The sequence below is a fragment of the Pseudomonas sp. RIT411 genome, from assembly GCF_003057735.2.
Taxonomy (GTDB): domain Bacteria; phylum Pseudomonadota; class Gammaproteobacteria; order Pseudomonadales; family Pseudomonadaceae; genus Chryseomonas; species Chryseomonas oryzihabitans.
On record NZ_QBIZ02000001.1, the window covers coordinates 397,718 to 414,928 of the forward strand.

General features: G+C 65.8%; 13 protein-coding genes. 7 read left to right on the forward strand and 6 right to left on the reverse strand.

The annotated features are described in order from the left end of the window. Positions 1 to 2 precede the first annotated feature (2 nt). On the forward strand, positions 3 to 923 hold the full coding sequence (locus tag DBY63_RS01810; RefSeq protein ID WP_108581141.1) for a substrate-binding domain-containing protein: 921 nt from the start codon (positions 3 to 5) through the stop codon (positions 921 to 923). 100 nt (positions 924 to 1,023) lie between these two features. Here DBY63_RS01810 and DBY63_RS01815 read toward each other — a convergent pair whose 3' ends face one another. The 3 genes from DBY63_RS01815 to DBY63_RS01825 form a co-directional block, all read right to left on the reverse strand. Next, entirely contained in the window at positions 1,024 to 4,071 is a 3,048-nt protein-coding gene (locus DBY63_RS01815; RefSeq protein ID WP_146750236.1) for an autotransporter domain-containing protein, read from the reverse strand. Positions 4,072 to 4,280: 209 nt separating this feature from the next. Beyond that, positions 4,281 to 4,805, reverse strand: coding sequence for a GNAT family N-acetyltransferase (locus DBY63_RS01820; protein ID WP_108581143.1), 525 nt, complete (start codon positions 4,803 to 4,805; stop codon positions 4,281 to 4,283). Positions 4,806 to 4,881: 76 nt separating this feature from the next. Next, on the reverse strand, positions 4,882 to 5,124 hold the full coding sequence (locus tag DBY63_RS01825; protein ID WP_100168972.1) for a DUF1654 domain-containing protein: 243 nt from the start codon (positions 5,122 to 5,124) through the stop codon (positions 4,882 to 4,884). Between the two features lie 447 nt (positions 5,125 to 5,571). On the opposite strand from DBY63_RS01825, the gene DBY63_RS01830 reads away from it, so the two are divergent. Both DBY63_RS01830 and DBY63_RS01835 read left to right on the forward strand, forming a co-directional pair. After that, on the forward strand, positions 5,572 to 7,488 hold the full coding sequence (locus tag DBY63_RS01830; protein WP_108581144.1) for a methyl-accepting chemotaxis protein: 1,917 nt from the start codon (positions 5,572 to 5,574) through the stop codon (positions 7,486 to 7,488). A gap of 183 nt (positions 7,489 to 7,671) precedes the next feature. Then, positions 7,672 to 9,663, forward strand: a complete 1,992-nt coding sequence (locus DBY63_RS01835) for a GGDEF domain-containing phosphodiesterase (RefSeq protein ID WP_042133214.1) — start codon at positions 7,672 to 7,674, stop codon at positions 9,661 to 9,663. A gap of 54 nt (positions 9,664 to 9,717) precedes the next feature. On the opposite strand, the gene DBY63_RS01840 is transcribed toward DBY63_RS01835, so the two are convergent. From DBY63_RS01840 to DBY63_RS01850, 3 genes are all read right to left on the reverse strand, one after another. Beyond that, positions 9,718 to 10,116 (reverse strand): hypothetical protein, encoded by a 399-nt coding sequence (locus DBY63_RS01840; protein ID WP_027599935.1) that lies wholly within the window; start codon positions 10,114 to 10,116, stop codon positions 9,718 to 9,720. Between the two features lie 224 nt (positions 10,117 to 10,340). Continuing rightward, the gene (locus DBY63_RS01845) at positions 10,341 to 10,829 is read right to left on the reverse strand and encodes a hypothetical protein (RefSeq protein WP_108581145.1); all 489 of its coding nucleotides are present in this window, start codon (positions 10,827 to 10,829) and stop codon (positions 10,341 to 10,343) included. A gap of 250 nt (positions 10,830 to 11,079) precedes the next feature. After that, complete coding sequence (locus DBY63_RS01850) at positions 11,080 to 11,472, reverse strand: RidA family protein (protein ID WP_108581214.1); 393 nt, start codon at positions 11,470 to 11,472, stop codon at positions 11,080 to 11,082. A 314-nt stretch (positions 11,473 to 11,786) separates the two neighbouring features. On the opposite strand from DBY63_RS01850, the gene DBY63_RS01855 reads away from it, so the two are divergent. From DBY63_RS01855 to mqo, 4 genes are all read left to right on the forward strand, one after another. Next, positions 11,787 to 13,412 (forward strand): methyl-accepting chemotaxis protein, encoded by a 1,626-nt coding sequence (locus DBY63_RS01855; RefSeq protein ID WP_108581146.1) that lies wholly within the window; start codon positions 11,787 to 11,789, stop codon positions 13,410 to 13,412. Between the two features lie 620 nt (positions 13,413 to 14,032). Next, positions 14,033 to 14,941, forward strand: coding sequence for an AEC family transporter (locus DBY63_RS01860; RefSeq protein WP_027601819.1), 909 nt, complete (start codon positions 14,033 to 14,035; stop codon positions 14,939 to 14,941). 96 nt (positions 14,942 to 15,037) lie between these two features. Beyond that, a complete protein-coding gene (locus tag DBY63_RS01865; RefSeq protein WP_027601818.1) occupies positions 15,038 to 15,433 on the forward strand; it encodes a cupin domain-containing protein in 396 nt (131 codons plus the stop codon). A 16-nt stretch (positions 15,434 to 15,449) separates the two neighbouring features. Beyond that, positions 15,450 to 16,961: a malate dehydrogenase (quinone) gene (gene mqo, locus DBY63_RS01870; protein ID WP_108581147.1), complete on the forward strand. Its 1,512-nt coding sequence runs from the start codon at positions 15,450 to 15,452 to the stop codon at positions 16,959 to 16,961. The last annotated feature ends 250 nt before the right edge of the window (positions 16,962 to 17,211 follow it).

Here is a 17,211-nt window from a genome sequence, read left to right on the forward strand (position 1 = left end):
TCATGTTCAAGCCCAAGCTTCGTCTTCTCGCCGGTCTCGTCCTGGCCGCCACCTGGGTCAACCTGGCCCAGGCCAACGCGCCGCTCATCGGTGTCCTGACCTCCAAGCGCGACAACTTCCGCACCCTGCTGATCAACAACGTCGAGGAGCGCGCCCATACCCTGGACGCGGACCTCTTCCTGGAAAACGCCAACAGTGACAGCGCCCTGCAGCTGCGCCAGTACCGCAACCTGATCGCCGCCCACGTCGATGCGGTCATCGTCAATCTGATCGACGACAGCAACACCCAGGAGATGCTGGCGCTGGCGATGAGCAGCAAGGTGCCGCTGGTGTTCATCAACTACCGCCCCAGCGTCTCTCCCCTGCCCGCCTATGCCGGCTTCGTCGGCTCCGACGAGGTGGAAGCCGCGACGATGCAGATGGAGGAGCTGGCCCGCCGCGCCGGTTACAAGGGCAAGGTGGCGATCCTCATGGGCGAACCGGGCCACCCAGCGACCAAGCTGCGCACCGAGAGCGTCGAGAAGGTAGTGGCCAAGTATCCCGACATGCAGGTCGTGGTGAAGGCCTCGGCCAACTGGCAGCGCAGCGAGGCGACCGAACGCGTCCTGCAGTGGGTCGACAAGGGCGTGGCCTTCGACATCGTCGCCGCCAACAACGATGAGATGGCCATCGGTGCCATCCGTGGCCTGGAAAAGGCTGGCAAGCCGCTGACGAAGTATCTGGTGGGCGGCATCGACGGTACGCCCGACGGCTTGCAAGAGATGCGCGAGGGCAAGTTGGCGGTCAGCGTGCTGCAGGATGCCAAGGGCCAGGGTCAGGGCGCGGTGGACATGGCCTTGCGCCTGGCCAATGGCTCCACCAGCAGCAATCTCACCCGGGTCCCCTTCCAGCTGATCACGCCGGACAACCTGGCGTCCTTCTAGCCCGGAAAGCAGGCGAGGCCATCCGTCTCCGGTGGCCTCGCCCGTCTTCAGTACCCAGTACCAGATGCCCGATTCGCTCGGGCACTCGGGACGCCTATTTTCAGAAGCGCCAGCTGAGTCGCGCGTCGAGGTCCTGGTCCCTGGTCCGACCGCTCAGTTGTCCGTCATAACCCAGGCCCAGCGAGACCGTCTCGCTCAACGCCAGGTCCAGCGCCCCGCGCACCACCGCCGCGTCACGCGCGATGGGCGCCCCCACCAGCTTGAAGTCCGGGCCGCCGGCGAAGGCCGCCTCATGCTCGGGGGTGGTGTCGCCAAAGGCGTGGCGCCAGCCCAGGGTGGCACTCGGCACCAGCTTCCAGTCACCCAGCGGCTTGCTCGCCAGGTGCAGGCCGAGGGTGCTGAAGGTCACATCGGTATTCTGCCGCGGATTGTCCAGGTCCAGCGCCCCGCTACGCTCGTGGAAGCCGTCGGTCTGCAGGTGCACATGGGCCAGACTGGCAAAGGGCGAAAGATTCAGGCTCCCCGCCTCGATCCGATAGGCCAGCTCGCCGAAGGCCTGGGTGGTGCCGGCGTCGTAGTCCGGCGCCAGGCGCTGGTCGGTGCCGAGGATCGCCAGGTTGCGCCGTGCCTCCACCTGGTGCCAGCTATGGGCCAGGCCCAGCTTGAGGCTGAGGGCATCCCACTGTTGGCCTGCATAGAGGCCCAGGTGGTAGTCGGTGCTGTCCGCCGAGCCGGATTTGCCGCGCAGGTCGAGATCGGTGTGGCCGAAGCCCACCAGCCCGCCGACGCGCCAGCCGCCGTCCAGGGGTACGTCGCTGCCGATCAGCAGGCCGCGGCTGTGGCTGTCCAGGCTGCTGGCGTCGTAACTGCCGTCGTTGTGGCCCCAGGCGCCGAGGGCGTGGGTCCAGACCAGTCCGCGCTCGCGACTGCCGGCCAGACCCTGGATGCCGGAGCTGGACGGGAGCTCGCTCTGGGCATCGCTCAGGCGATCGCTCATGGCAGTGCGCACCAGCCGGCTGTTTTCCACCAGCACGGTCTTGGTCGAGGCGTGCAGTTCGTTGCCCAGGCTCTGGAACGTCGAGCCTGCACCCGCGGGATTGGTCGCGGCGACCTGATTCCAGAGTGCATTGCCGGCGCCGGCGCGATCCAGACCCGCAGCGGCGGCCCGGGCGTTACGGCCCTCGGCCAGGTCGGCGAAGGCCACGCCATTGCGCGCCAGACTCAGGGTCGCCTGGTTGGCGCCATAGCTCAGGGTCGGGGTCAGGAAGGCGAAGTCGGACTGGATGGGACCGAAGCGGCCGCTCAGCCCGTTGCCCGCGCTCAGCAGCTGATAGCTGCCCAGCGGCTGCCAGTAGGGGCTGGAAACCAGCGCCAGCGTGGCGCCATTGACGGTGATACCGCCCGTGGCCACCAGGCGATCGGCGCGGCCGCTGGCATCGGTCTCGACCTGGTAGACGGAGCCCTGGTCGAGGGTGGCGTTGCCTTTAACGTTGAGTTGCCCCACGGAGTTGCCGGGGGCGAGGATACCGCCCTGGGCCACGCGCAGGCTGCCGAGACTGCCATTGCCACCGAGGGTGGCGCCCGAGTTGACGGTGACCGCCGAATTGCCGAGGTTGCCGTTGATGGCCAGGCGGCCCTGGTCGACGCGGGTGGTGCCGGCGAAGTCGCTGTTGCCGGTCAGGCTCAGGGAGCCGACCCCGGTCTTTACCAGGCTGCCGTTGCCGTGCAGGTTGTTGGCCAGGCTGTCGTTGACCGACTGATCCAGCACCAGGGTGGCGTTGTCGGTGATGTCGCCGCTGCCAAAGGCCCGGGCATGACCGCGCAGGGTACCGCCATTGATCAGCGTGCCGCCGCTGTAGGTGTTGAAGCCGCTGAGGGTGAGTTCGCCGCTGCCGTTCTTGGTCAGGCTGCCAGGGCCGCCGATGTCGTTGCGCCAGGCGTCGCGGGCGTTGAAGCCACCCTGGCTGGCGTCCAGGTTGACGCTGACATTGCCATTGAAGGCGCCGTAGCCGTCGGCCGCGGCCATCAGATTGAGCCGGCCGTAGCCGTTGGATTCGTCGATGACCGCATAGCCCGAAGACAGCTCGGTGCTGGCCAGGATGTCGCGGCGCTGACTGGCGGTGAGATAGGGAAAGCGCGTTTCCAGCAAGACCTCGGCGTTGACCGGCACCACCGGCGCCAGGTTGGTCGGGCCGACGGGGGCGAAGCCGTAGGTCAGGCGTGCGGTGTACAGCGCCTTGTCCTGGGCATGCTGGGATTGCCGATCGGTGGCTGGATCGATCCTGTCCACGCAGTTGTTGATGTCGCCGCCACATTGCTGGGCGAAGTAGGCCTGGGCCTGGGCGAAGGCATCGCTGCGCAGCTGGGCGTTATTGACCAGGTTGTCGATTGCGAAATAGGTGGCGGTGATGCGCCCGCCGATCACGTCCAGCGGCGAGTGCATGCCGGCGACGATGCGGTTGTTGCCCAGCTCCGAGGCGCGGAACAGTTCCTCGCCCAGGCGCTGGGGCACGGCATAGCCGAAGCCGATCCCGGCGAGATAGGCGGCGTTGGTGTGGCCGCTGGGAAAGCCGCCGTCGCTCTGCGGTGTGGTGCTGAGGGCCGGGCGCAACGACAGCGGCACGATGTCCACGCCCGCCTGGCGCCAGGGCCGCGGATACTGGTAGGCATTCTTGGCCGGGGTGGTGGAGGCATCGTTGCGGATCGCCTGGACCAGTTGCACCACCTTGCCCAGCTGCGAATTGGCGTCGCCGGCACCGTTGCCGTTGTCGCTGTACTTGGTGGTCTGGGTGGAGGCGTCGAACACCGGGATGGTGGTGAAGGCGCCGGAGCCGGCCAGGTAGCCATTGGCCAGGGAACCCAGGCCGCTGATCAGGCTGTAGCTCTGGTCGCGGCGGTCATCGTAGTAGGCCGCTATCTCCTGGGCCTGGGTGCGGGTCTTCGCGAGGTCGACCACGTACTGGATATTGCGCTGCAGGATGGGCGCCCCGAAGGCGGTGGGCGTGCCGGTGTTCCAGCTGGCGCCGGGCGTCCAGAGCTTGTTGTAGCCGGATAGCAGATCGACGCCATTGATGGCGTTGTTGCCCGAACGGCTGGCTGCCTGCACCGAAAGTGCCAACAGCGACGCCGCGAATGCGATCGTCAACACCGCGGGTTTGTTACCTGAACGTTTCACCAGCGCTTCCCCTTGGGCCTGTGGATACAACTTGTTACAAGCTGTCTTGGGGCGGCGAGCCTAGAGCGGTGATGTGACGGTGTGGCGGCGGTTCGAAGGCAGTTTTACGACATCTTATGAAGCCCAGCACCACGACTCGCAGGCCGCAGCGGCAACGGTGCTTCGTATGTGGTGAGCGGGTCCTAACCGAGGCGCAACCTGTCCAGATCGCACCAGAGGTGCAGCTTGGTGAACCAGGTATCTCCCACGGCGACCGCCAGCGGCTCTCTGCCGAAGACGCTGAAGCCTGCCTGCTCGTACAGCGCCAGAGCGGCCTGATTGCCCTCGGTGACCGTGAGTTGGACGACCCTCAGGTCGGGCCAGGTCGCTGCCTGGGCCAGCAATTCACCGAGCAGACCTTTCGCCAGGCCCAGCCGCCGGTATCGATCGGGCACGTACAGGCCGAACAGGGTCGCCTTGTGCCGAGCCTTTTCCCGCGTCTCGCGGCTCAGCCCCACCCCGCCCAGCAGCTCCGCGCCCTGGGTCGCGCCCCAGACCCGTTCCCCTGCTCCGTCACCCGCCTGCAGACGACGCTCCCACCACCCGAGCGGCAGCCCGGCCCGCTCTGCAGGACTGGAGGTGAAGGCTTCCGGATGCCTGGCATAGGCGTCCAGCATCAACTGGCGATAGGCGGGAGCCCAGGTCGGGCCCAGACGCTGGATGTTCATTGCCAACCTCCCTTTCAATCGACAATCCGCTTACCGAAGCCAGGGCGAATACGTGGGACGAGCCTATCGCGTCCGCTCAGAAATCGTCGTAGCAGACCTTCCAGAACAGGTCGATGCTGCCGTCGTCACGGTGGGCCACGATCAGCCCCTCGGTCTCCTCGAAGGCCTCGAGCAACAGCGCCCAGTCTTCGCTGCTGGCCTCCAGGCGCTCCACATGGACGTGCCTGTCGAGGACCCCGCGGGCGTTGTTGACCAGCCGCGAGACCCTCATCGTCAGACGGTCATAGGAAGTCAGCTGAGACGACTGGCTGTATGCCATGGGCGCAGCCTCCATACCTGTTTTTTTATACAGTATTTCCCGATTCGGGTAATTGGCAAGTTGCTGTCCGCTCCGGTCCATCAGCGAACAGTCCACACCCCGTCCCTGGACCCTACCCGGCTTGTATCCGGCTGACCAGGCGGATACCCGAGCTCCCCTCGGCAGACCAGGCGCCGTCCATCCATAAATTGGCACCAACCATCCCCGGGAAAGATGTGACATGGATCACTTTTTCGCCGTTATGGTCAGACTTACCCGCTATGTCCAGGTCGCCCCTGGCGGGCACTCGCACCTGCCTTCGCCTCGGCGATTAACCGACGGCCCTGGAGGCTACGTCCAGGGTGGCAGGTATTCAACGTCCGTCCGCGGGCGAAAAACTATCGCGATAACAATTACCGCATGTCCGCCGGAGACTCGTCCTCGCCGGCCTCTATCCAGGTAGTCCTAATGCAGCACAATGGCTGGAATTTCCTCAGCAACATCAGCGTCCGGGCCAAGCTGGCGCTTGGCTTCTCCCTGCTCATCGGCATGATCCTGCTGGTGGCCTACACCGGCTGGCAAGCCACGGACGCCCTGCGCGATCGCAGCGAACGAATCGGCGACATCTCCGGCTACAGCACTCTGGCGCGCGACATGCGCATCGAGCGCCTCGTCTATATCGTCAAGGCCGACGATGCCCAGGCGGCAAAATGGCTGGCCGCATTGGACAAGATCGAAGCTCAATTGCAGAGCATCGTTCCCAACTTCAACTCGAAGGCCAACGAAGCCCTGCTGAGCGAAGCCCAGGGCGCACTCAAGCGCTATCGGGACTTCTACACCCAGGTCGTGACCGCCACGCGGGAGCGTGCGGCGATCCAGCAGGCGGCGACCGCCACGGCGGAAGCGGCCAACACCTATGTGCTGGCCTTGGCCACGGCGGCCAACGCCCCGGATGGGCGAGTCGAAGACCGCCAGCAGGTGGCGGCCCTCTTCATCGACCTGCAGCAGATGCGCATTGCCCTGCGCAGCTATGCCACCACGCCTACCAAGGAAAGCGAGGCCGCGGCCCAGGGTGCCCTGGACGGTATCCAGGCAAAGGTCAAACGACTCGCCACGACCAGCGCCTTGCCGACCGAGACGCTGCAGACGCTTGGCAAGGAACTCGCCGGCTACCAGCAGCGCCTGCAACAGCTGATCACCGCCCAGGTCCAGGTGGATCAGGGCCAGGCCGGTATCACCACCACCATCACCACGCTGCTGTCGGTGGCCGACAAGCTGACCGCGATCCAGAAGGAATTCCAGCTGGCGGATGTGAGCGGTGCACGTCAGCTGTTGCTGGTATGGCTGGCCATCGCGATCGCCCTGGGCCTGCTGGGCGCCTGGCTGATCACCCGCTCCATCGTCCGACCCCTGAAGGACACCGTCCTGCTGGCCCAGACGGTCGCCAACGGCGACTTCACCCATCAGCTGGAGGTGACCCGCAAGGATGAACTGGGCGCGCTGCAGCTCAGCATGCTGCAGATGACCACGAACCTGCGTGGACTCATTGGCGAGATGAAGGACGGCGTCGTCCAGGTCGCCAGTGCCGCCGAGCAGCTGTCGGCGGTGACCGAGCAGACCAGCGCTGGCGTGCAGGCGCAAAAGATCGAGACCGATCAGATCGCCACCGCGATGCAGGAGATGACGGCGACCACCCACGAGGTGGCGCGCAATGCCGGGGCAGCCGCCCGCTCGGCACAGGAGGCCAGTCAGCAGGCCCAGCAGGGCGACCAGGCGGTCGACAAGGCCGTCGCCCAGATCGAACTGCTGGCGCAGGAAATGGCATCCACCAAGGCGGCCATGGCCACCCTGCGTGGCCATGCCGACAGCATCGGCGGCGTGCTCGACGTGATCAAGGCCGTCTCCGAGCAGACCAATCTGCTGGCGCTCAATGCCGCCATCGAAGCCGCTCGGGCCGGCGAGGCGGGCCGCGGCTTCGCGGTGGTCGCCGACGAGGTCCGCGGCCTGGCCCAGCGCACCCGCTCCTCGACCGACGAGATCGCCCAGCTCATCACCGGCCTGCATCAGAGCACCGATCGCATGGCGACCGTGCTCGACCACAACGTGCAGTTGACCGACAGCAGCGTCAGCCTGTCGCGCGAGGCGGGCGAGATGCTCAAGCGCATCACCCGCTCGGTCAAGGACATCGAATCGATGAACGATCAGATCGCCTGCGCTGCGGAACAGCAGGGTGCGGCGGGCGAAGAGATCAGTCGCAACGTCACCAATGTCCGCGACATTTCCGACCAGACCGCGGCCGCCAGCGAAGAGACGGCCTCCTCGAGCATGGAGTTGGCCCGCATCGGCGTACGCCTGCAGGAGATGACCACCCGCTTCAAGGTCTGAAAAACGCCCAGCCCCCTGCACAGCGACCTGTGACAGGGGGCTCGGACCGTCAGGTTCTCCAACTCAACCACTGGTCATCTGGGACGAATCTCCAAACGAGAAGGCGGTCACAGAATGCCATCATATTGACATTACACGTCTATCTTCGGACGTCGCTATCCATCCTGTCAGCCCGGGCTTGCCATGAAAACCTCCCCAGAGCTGGGTCGGCTCGTCGATCAAACGCTTGCCCAGCCGGTCGGGCCCTTTGCCTTCGCCCCGGTGCTGGAGCGCCTGTTTCAGCTGGACATCCACAAGCAGCGCACGCGTCACCTCACGCGCTGCCTGCTCATCGGCACCCTGAGCTACAACAGCTTTCTGATCTGGTGGTGGCTCCTGCTGCAAGACGCCTTGCCCTGGGCAGCCGCCCAGATGCTGGGGATCGCCACCCCCTTCGCACTGTTGGTCGTGGTGCTGCTGCGCGGGGTACCGACGCGCTGGCGCGAAACCCTGGCCTCGCTGCCGTTCTACGTCGGCCTGCTGGTGGTCTACAACCTGGTGATCAACGGTCCCTCGGGCAGGGAGATGAATCAGACGCTGTTCATCTTTACCTGGCCGCTGATGCTGGCCTTCGTCAACACCTGCATGAAGAGTCCGCTGCTGCCGGCCCTGCTATTCAATGGCTTCGCCCTGTCGGTGATCGCCCTGGCCGTCCATGAAGCGCCAGTGTCACCGATCGTGGGTGGGCTGATGATGACCAACGCCATCGTCATGGCCTTCTTTTCCCTGTTGGCCAGCTACTGGCTGAACGTCGAAGGGCGCCGCTCCTATCTCTACAAGCTGCGTGAAGAAGTCCGCCTGGCGTCACTCAATTCGGCCAACCAGGATCTGCAGATCCTCTCGGAAACGGATTCCCTCACCGGCCTCGCCAATCGGCGTCAGCTCCATCTGCTGCTGGAGGCCTTCTGGCAGCGGCGCCTGGCCGGCGAACAGGGGGCCGTACTGCTGATCGACGTGGATCACTTCAAGCGCTACAACGACTACTACGGCCACCTTGCCGGGGATGATTGCCTGCGCACCGTGGCCAAGGCCCTGGCGGTCGGGTTGGGCCCGGGTGACAGGGTCGGTCGCTATGGCGGCGAGGAATTCGTCGTGCTGCTGGAGCGGATCGGTCCGGCCGCCGCGCTGGACGTGGCCGAGACCATCCTGCAACGCGTTCGCGACCTGCGGATCCCGCACCAGGGCCGCCAGGATGACAAGACCCAGGTCACCGTCAGCATCGGCATCGCCCGCAGCGGTCTTGCCGGCCTGAGCACCGCGGAGGACCTGCTGGACTGTGCGGATCGCGCCCTCTATCGCGCCAAGCGCGATGGCCGGGACCGGGTCTTCGAGGGCGGCATCGATGCCATCCTCGGCGCGCCCCTGGACCATGCCGAGCTGCTCACGCCGGAAGATGTCCGCAAGGGGCTGGTGGGCAACGAATTCCTGCTGCACTACCAGCCCATCTACCGCGTCGAGCCCAGGCAGGTGACGGGTTACGAGGCGTTGCTGCGCTGGCAGCACCCAACCCTGGGCCTGGTCTCGCCCGAGGTGTTCATCCCGCTGGCCGAACAGGGCAACTTCATCATCGCCTTGGGCGAATGGGTGGTGAAGGAGGCCTGTCTCGCGGCCAGTCAGTGGCCCCCGCACCTGAGCGTCTCCATCAATCTCTCGCCGCTGCAATTCGCCGATCCCATGCTGCACGAGCGGGTGTCCGCGGCCCTCAGACTCTCGCGCCTGGCGCCGAATCGTCTGGTGCTGGAAGTCACCGAAGGGGTGGAACTGGTCATAGATACCCGGACCCGCCAGTCCTTCGCCCTCCTCCAGCTGCTGGGCATCCGCATGGCCCTGGACGACTTCGGCAGCGGCTTCGCCGGCCTGGGCCCCATCCTCGAACTGCCCTTCCAGTTGATCAAGATCGATCGGCGGATCCTGGCGATCCAGGATGAGGAACAGCGCGGCGAGGTGCTGAGCTCCCTGTTGCTGCTGGGCAAGGCCATGAAGCTGGAGGTGCTCTGCGAAGGCGTGGAAACCCCGGAACAACTGGCGCTGCTGCAGCAGCTGGGGGTCCGGCTCGCCCAGGGCTATCTGCTGGGCAGGCCGGCGGCCGCGCCGAGCGGTCAGCAATTGCAGCTGATGGCGTCCCTGGAAGCCTGAGGCCCAGCCGCTGGCCGCCCATGACGGCAGCCTGCAGAGCGGCCACCGGCCCGTTTAGAAGATCGCCAGGCTATCCAGGACCGCCGTGTAGAGCGCGGTCCCGTAGGTGACCACGCCGAGCGGCACCCCCACGGCGGCGCCCAGGATCAGGGCGCAGACCAGCAGCGCCACCAACGGTATCCCGAACACGGGCTGCACCAGAAAGTGGTCAGGGTCGGTCTGCCCGGCCGCCTTGGCCTTGGACGCCGCTGCCGGGTTGCCGGCGTCGGAACGGGAGCGCGTGGCGGGCGCAGGCTGCTCACGCCCGGGCCTGGCCTTGCCTTCCATCTCGATCAGGTTGGCGATATCGGCGAGGGTGCCACTGTTGCGGGTGATCTGCTCATGAGCAGCGCGGAGGGAATCGGGCTTGGCCGTGCGGCCTGCACCGCGAGGAGGTCTTCGTGAGGCGGTCATAGTGCAAGAAACGGCGGAGAAGGCGCTTAGAATGACACAGACTGAGGTTAGGGTTGTTAACCTTAATCGCGTGCATGGCTAATTGCCACCACCTCTTTTCCTGCAGCAAGCCCTGGGTGCGCAATGAGTGCCCAACGGCCCTGGTTCCGGCAAGTCAGAGGCGGCCTGGGTACGAATCTGCCTGAGCGCCTTTCGACAGACCGACAACTCGCCTCAGGAGGACCTCAGGGTGCTGACTTCGCCGGTACCTGCTTGAGCAGCGGAACGCTGATTTCTTCTTCGGCCTCGAGCGCGGCCAGCGCCAGGTGAATGGCTTCGAGCCGCTCCTGTGCCGAGTAGTCCTCCCCATCGTCAGGCAGATCCAACTGTGGTTCAGCGCCGCCAAGGGACGGCAATTCTCGGACTTCAGCGCGGTCCTCGGCGAAATGGTGGGCCAGGGTTTCCAGCGAGGGAACGGGCAGCGGCTCACCCCCTTCAGCCGCCTGGGCGGCCTCGCTCGGGTCCGGCCTACCCATGCGCTCGGGCGCAGCGCCCTGCTGGAGGTACAGCGGTACCGCTGTCCCCTCGCCCTGACCCTTGGCGGTCAACGCCGCCTGGGTGCGCGTCAGTTCGAGGGTGGGCACTATCCCGGCCTGGTACAGGGCCAACAGCTCGGCATCGACATAGCCCAGCAAGAGGTAATTCGTTGACGTTTCACTGCCATCTGCCCGCATCTCAGTGCTTCCTGAATCGGTTGAAGAATCGCGCTCGTGGGTCGCGCGGTGAGTGCTACGGCCGACATTCTGCCGGCGCTGTCGATCGCTAGGCAGGAAAGATCGCTCGCGCGAGCAGACCGGTGCTCTCGAGGCAGCTGAACGCAGCAAATTCGCTTGTGGAAACCGCACCTGCCGTGACGTGTGAAGTGGGGGCGGTAAGGCACAGATCACCCCGAATGCCAGCCCCATCTGCCGCAGCCGGCCAGGTCTATCGCTGCACGGCGATGCACTTGATCTCCGCGAGGAGTCCGGCATGGGCCAGTTCGGCGACGCCGATGCAGGTCCAGGCGCACGTCCCCCTGGGAAAAAGCGCATCCTTCACGCGCCTGAACACCGGCATGTGCCTGGACAGGTCGACGTGGAAAGTCGTCAGCTCGACCACGTCCTGGAAGGTGCAGCCACCCGCGGCCAGGACAGTGCGAAGATTTTCCCAGGCTGCCCGGAATTGCTGCTCGGGGTCCTCGATAACCTCCAGGTCCGGCGTGCGGCCCACCTGCCCTGCGCAATAGAGCGTCTTGCCGACCTTCACGGCGGGGACATAACCCGCACGCTCCACGAGCAGGCTCATGCTGTCAGGGATGATCAACTGGCGGTCTGTCATCGTCTTCGCGCTCACGGCCATAGCCACAGAAAGCACAGGCTAACAACAAGCGCGCTTCGCAGCCTAGTCCAGGCTTTTCCTGGGCAGCCTCGAGCGCAGGTCCGATCGGGACCGCCCCAACCGCCTGGAGTGACGGTCGGGGTCACTCATCCCGCAGACGACTGTCGCTCTTCCGGCGGAAGCCCGTACCGACTGCCCGGATTCAAGCCCTCACAACGAAAATCGGCTGAAACCCGCTTTCTAGACCGCTTTTTTCTCAAGTTACCGCAACCCTTGCCGTTACGTTTCTCACACTCCTCAACCGGTACATGGATATGACCCTTCGCGCGTTCAACATCGCCACCCGCAGCCTGCTGTGCTTCGGCCTCCTCGCCTTGCTGGTAGCCGGGCTGGGTATTTTCGGCATCACCCAGATGTCGCAGATCAGGGACCAGAGTCTGGTGATCGAAACGAGCAGCATCCCGGGGATCGTGGAAGCCGATAACCTGGCCCTGCAACTGGCCCGGACCCGCATCGAGGTGCTGCGCCTGCTGGCCATACCTGATGCCGCTACCGTCGCCAACACGCGCAAGAAGATCGAGAGCATCAGTGGCGAGGTCGCCGACGCCTTCGGCCGCTATGCCGGCATGGTCAGCTCCGACCGTGAGCGCCAGGCCTTCGAGACCCTGCGCCAGGTCCACCGGGACTACCTCAACAACGTCAACCAATTGGCCGATCTGGTCGCCGCCGGCAAGGTGGAAGAAGGCCGGGCCCTGGTGCAGGCGGCCATGGCCCAACTGGGCACCAAGATGAACGAGAGCACCGAGGCCCTGCGCAAGGTGAACCAGGAGGACGTCAAGGCAGCCACCGAGGACGCGGGCATCACCTATAGCCACTCCAAGACGATCACCTGGCTGTCCATCGGCCTCACGCTGGGCCTGACCCTCCTGCTGGCCTGGCGCATGACGGTCAGCCTGACCTACCCCATAGCCACCGCGGTGGCCGCGGCCAGGGTCATTGCCAGCGGCGACCTGACCCAGACCCTGGACGCCCGTGGTCACGATGAGGCTGCCCAACTGCTGCAGGCCATGCAGCAGATGCAGACCAATCTGCGCGACACCCTGGGCCATCTGGGCCAGTCGGCCACCCAGCTGGCCTCCGCCGCCGAGGAAATGACCGCCGTCATGCAGGAGAGCGCCAACCGCCTGCAGCAGCAGAACAGCGAGATCGAGATGGCCGCCACCGCGGTGACCGAGATGAGCCAGGCGGTCGAGGAAGTGGCCGGCAACGCCACCTCCACCTCCACCGATTCGCGCCAGGCCGCGGCCAGCGCGCGTGACGGCCAGCAGCAGCTGGGCAATACCCTGGTTGCGATCGAGACCCTGACCGACAACGTGATGAGCGCCAGCGATCGCGCTCGCGAGCTGGCCGAACAGACCCGCAATATCAGCCAGGTCCTCGACGTCATCCGCTCGGTGGCTGAGCAGACCAACCTGCTGGCGCTCAATGCGGCCATCGAGGCCGCGCGGGCAGGCGATGCCGGTCGCGGCTTCGCGGTGGTGGCGGATGAGGTCCGGGGCCTGGCCCAGCGTACCGGGGACAGCACGCGCGAAATCGAGAAGATGATCGGCAGCATCCAGCACGGCACCGGCCAGACCGTGAATGCCTTGCTGACCAGTGCCGACCAGGCGCGCCAGACCCGCGAACAAGCGCAGGCCGCCAGTGGCGCCTTGGAGACCATCGCCCAGTCGGTGTCGGGTATCGATGAGCGAAATTTGGTGATCGCCAGTGCCGCGGAAGAACAGGCGCAGGTGGCCCGCGAGGTCGACCGCAATCTGGTACGGATCCGCGATCTGTCGGTCCAGACGGCGACCGGCGCGGAACAGACCCGCGCCGCCAGCCAGCAGCTGTCTGAACTAGCGGTTGAGCTGAATGGGCAGATTCGGCGATTCCGCGTGTAGATGTCGCCGACCCTCCAGATACCACCTCCCCTCCCGGGTCCTGTCGGCAACCGGCCGGCAGGCTGACGCAGGGTTGCGACCCGTCGAGTACGACCCGATCCGGGTGATACTCGACGGGCTCCGAGCGGTACCGAGCGAGCGCTAGGACGGAGTAACGATGACGTCGTTCGAGTGAGAGGACGGCGTCGCCGTAATCGGCGGAGCGCGCCAACCTGACTTCTGGACCTCTAGCCCTGCGGAATGCAGCGTCTAGGACCTCGGAGCCATCTAGGCGGCCTGCGTAACGTCCTAAGTCGTCCCGGCCTGGCCGTCGTACGGTGAAATATCTATCTGCCTGATATTGAAATTAGACCAACGTCTAATTCAGACGAACGGTCATTCATCTCTGTAAACGAATGTGTCCCTTTGCCATCCTAGAAAAGGCCGAGGGCCTTTGTAGAGCCTTTCAAACGCAGCGGAGCCTGCTGTATCGCTTACCTGCGTGCCTACACCGCCTTGCCCTCCTCCACTACCGACAGCCTTACGCGGAATTGGGAGTTTCGGATGTCAAGCCGTTCATTCGCTGATCCAAGGCACTCTGGCAATGCGCTCTTTGTCTCCGTGACGGCGAGGCAGCGGCCATGATCGAAACCATTTCCCAGGCACTCGCCCCCATTATCTTCGTCACCGCCCTGGGCTGGTGCGCCGGCCGCTGGGGCATCCTGCAACAGACGGCGAGCAAGCCTCTCGCCACCTTCGTGGTCACCTTCGCCCTGCCTATTGCGCTGCTGCTCGCCGCCGCCAAAACCCGTCCCGAGCAGATTCTCAACCTGCCCTATGTGGCAACCCTGGCGTCCGGCCTGATCGGGATCTGGCTGCTGGGTCTGCTGCTCGGTCGCTACCGGGGCGGGCACACCTGGCGCGAAGCGACCATGCGCGCCATCACGGTGTCCTTTCCCAACATGGCCTACTGCGGGCCGCCCGTCCTGATCGCTGCAGTCGGCCCCTCCGCCGTGCTGGCGGTGATCGTCGGCAACCTGATCTACACCCTGCTGGTGCTCCCGCTGTCGCTGGTGCTGTTGAGCGGCGGCGGCGCGCGCCAGGCGCTCGGCAAGGCCCTGCGTCAGCCCCTGGTACTGCTGCCCCTGCTGGGCCTCGCCTGCGCGCTGCTGGGTATCCGGCTGCCGCAGCTGCTGGTGTCGGCGACGGACGAGATCGGCCGGGCAGCCGGCGGCGTTGCCCTGTTCACCCTGGGCCTGATCCTGTCCGGCATCCGGCCGAGCCTCGATCGCGACATCGTCCTCAACCTGGGGCTGAAGAATCTGCTGCAACCGCTGGTGATGCTCGCTGTGGGCGTAGCCGTCGGCCTGCAGGGCGAGCTGCTCCAGCAGGTGTTCCTGCTCGGCGTGCTGCCTGCCGCCACGGCAGCGCCCACCCTGGCCATGGCCCATGGCGTCTACAGCGAGGACGCGGCGCGCAGCGTGTTGTTCAGCACCCTGCTGGCCATCCCGGGCATAGCGCTGGGCATCGTGCTGGCCGCCCATCTGTAGCAGGCGGCGCACCCGCATTCAGGGCCTGGCGGATGCCCTGTGCCATCCGGCAAATCCGCCCACTCCGATCACTCACCCAGGCTTCAGGAGACGGAAATGGCTATTCGATGTGTACGGCTCTGGACCGGCAGCGAGGGTGATTCGCTGTTCGAGGAAGGCCATCTGGAATTGGGCGAAGGCCTGCACGGCAAGGCGTCGGGCCTGCCGATCGCGGTCACCGAACTGTCCTTTCAGGAAACCACCGCGGGGGGCTCCTTCGCCTGGCACCAGGACCCGCAGCCCCAATTCGTCATCACCCTCACCGGCACCCTGGAATTCGAGGTGAAGTCGGGCCAGACCTTCGTGCTGCGGCCCGGCGACGTGTTGCTGGCCCAGGACGACACCGGCTCCGGGCACCGTTGGAAGCTGCTCGGCGACGAGCCCTGGCGTCGTGCCTATGTCCTCTACGAACCCGGCGCCGACCTGCGCTTCGTCCCCCATACCGCCGCCTGACCTGGAGCAACCGATCATGTCCCTGTCTTCCACGGATTCACCCGACGTCGTGCTGATCGGCGCCGGCATCATGAGCGCCACCCTGGGCACCCTGCTCAAGGAGCTGGACCCCAGCCTGAGCGTGACCCTGTTCGAGAGCCTGCACGATTGCGCCCAGGAGAGCTCCCAGGGCTGGAACAACGCCGGCACCGGCCATGCCGCCAATTGCGAGCTGAACTACACCCCGCAACGGCACGACGGCAGCGTCGACATCGCCAAGGCGCTCAAGGTGAACACCCAGTTCGACCTCTCGCGCCAGCTGTGGGCCCACCTGGTCCGCAAGGGCGCGATCCCCGATCCGCAGGCCTTCATCCACGCCTGCCCGCACCTGAGTTTCGTCTGGGGCGCGGACAACGTCGCCTTCCTGCGTGAGCGCTACCGAACCATGAGCGCCCATCACTGCTATCACGGCATGGAATTCAGCGAAGACCGCATGCAGATCGCCCAGTGGGCACCGCTGATCATGGAGGGACGCAGCGCCGACGAACCGGTGGCCGCGACCCGCATGGTCACCGGGACCGACGTCGATTACGGTGCCCTCACACACCTGCTGGTGCGCCAGCTGCGCCAGCAATCGGGCTTCGCCGTGCACTATCACCAGCGGGTGGTCGACCTGGCCCGTACCGACGGCGGTCGCTGGCGGGTGACGGTGGAGGACGTCGAGCACGGCGGCCGGACGGAGGTCACCGCTCGGTTCGTCTTCATCGGCGCCGGTGGCGGTTCGCTGCCGCTGTTGCAGAAGTCCGGCATCCCCGAAGGCCATGGCTTTGGCGGCTTTCCCATCTCCGGCATCTGGCTGCGCTGCGATGTGCCGGCGCTGGCCGAACGGCACCAGGCCAAGGTCTACGGCAAGGCGCCCTCGGGGTCGCCGCCGATGTCGGTACCGCACCTGGATACCCGCATCGTCGGTGGCCAGCGCTCGCTGCTGTTCGGACCCTATGCGGGCTTTTCCACACGCTTCCTCAAGCACGGCGCCCTGACCGATCTCTTCACCTCGCTACGCCACGACAACATCCTGCCGCTGCTGAACGTGGCCAAGGACAATATGGACCTGACCGAGTACCTGATCGGGCAGATCTTCCAGAGCGCCAACCAGCAGTTCGCCATGTTGCAGCAATTCTTCCCCCTGGCGCTGAAGCGCGACTGGCAGGAAGCCGTGGCCGGGCAGCGGGTGCAGACCATCAAGCCCACCGGCCAGCACGGCCTGCTGAGCAAGAAGGGTGAACTGGAATTCGGCACCGAACTGGTGAGCGCTGCGGATCGGTCCATCGCCGCGCTGCTGGGCGCCTCGCCCGGTGCCTCGACGGCGGCGGCCATCGCCCTGGAGGTGCTGGAAACCTGCTTCCCGGAGCGCCTCACCGAAGACGCCTGGCTGCCGGCGCTGCGACTCATCCTGCCCACCTACGGCCTCGATCTGAAGACCGATGCGGCGGCCTGCCGGCAGAGTCGCGCCGAGACCGCCAAGGTCCTGGGGATCGTCGACGTCTGAGACAGGCCAGCCTCAGCCCATCCCTGCCCAGCAGCAAGGCTGCTGGGCGTTGCCAGCGTGGCGGTAGCGCAGCGCAGTAGTCAGTGTCTCCGCTACCGCTACCTTCTCGGGCATCGAGTAATGACCTGGGCAATACCCGCGGCAATGCCACCCTGTTGGTCGCCGTCGGGCTTGGAGCGAGCGCGACGAGATCCTTCGGGAGATCTGCGGCAGCCAGTTTGAGATTCGGCGCCCTGGCGCTGACCACTTG

Bases quoted from the DNA above. Each gene is read 5' to 3' on its own strand.
- DBY63_RS01810 (WP_108581141.1), top strand. From the start codon at position 3: ATGTTCAAGCCCAAGCTTCGTCTTCTCGCCGGTCTCGTCCTGGCCGCC.
- DBY63_RS01820 (WP_108581143.1), bottom strand. From the start codon at position 4,805: ATGAACATCCAGCGTCTGGGCCCGACCTGGGCTCCCGCCTATCGCCAG.
- DBY63_RS01825 (WP_100168972.1), bottom strand. From the start codon at position 5,124: ATGGCATACAGCCAGTCGTCTCAGCTGACTTCCTATGACCGTCTGACG.
- DBY63_RS01830 (WP_108581144.1), top strand. From the start codon at position 5,572: ATGCAGCACAATGGCTGGAATTTCCTCAGCAACATCAGCGTCCGGGCC.
- DBY63_RS01835 (WP_042133214.1), top strand. From the start codon at position 7,672: ATGAAAACCTCCCCAGAGCTGGGTCGGCTCGTCGATCAAACGCTTGCC.
- DBY63_RS01840 (WP_027599935.1), bottom strand. From the start codon at position 10,116: ATGACCGCCTCACGAAGACCTCCTCGCGGTGCAGGCCGCACGGCCAAG.
- DBY63_RS01845 (WP_108581145.1), bottom strand. From the start codon at position 10,829: ATGCGGGCAGATGGCAGTGAAACGTCAACGAATTACCTCTTGCTGGGC.
- DBY63_RS01850 (WP_108581214.1), bottom strand. From the start codon at position 11,472: ATGACAGACCGCCAGTTGATCATCCCTGACAGCATGAGCCTGCTCGTG.
- DBY63_RS01855 (WP_108581146.1), top strand. From the start codon at position 11,787: ATGACCCTTCGCGCGTTCAACATCGCCACCCGCAGCCTGCTGTGCTTC.
- DBY63_RS01860 (WP_027601819.1), top strand. From the start codon at position 14,033: ATGATCGAAACCATTTCCCAGGCACTCGCCCCCATTATCTTCGTCACC.
- DBY63_RS01865 (WP_027601818.1), top strand. From the start codon at position 15,038: ATGGCTATTCGATGTGTACGGCTCTGGACCGGCAGCGAGGGTGATTCG.
- mqo (WP_108581147.1), top strand. From the start codon at position 15,450: ATGTCCCTGTCTTCCACGGATTCACCCGACGTCGTGCTGATCGGCGCC.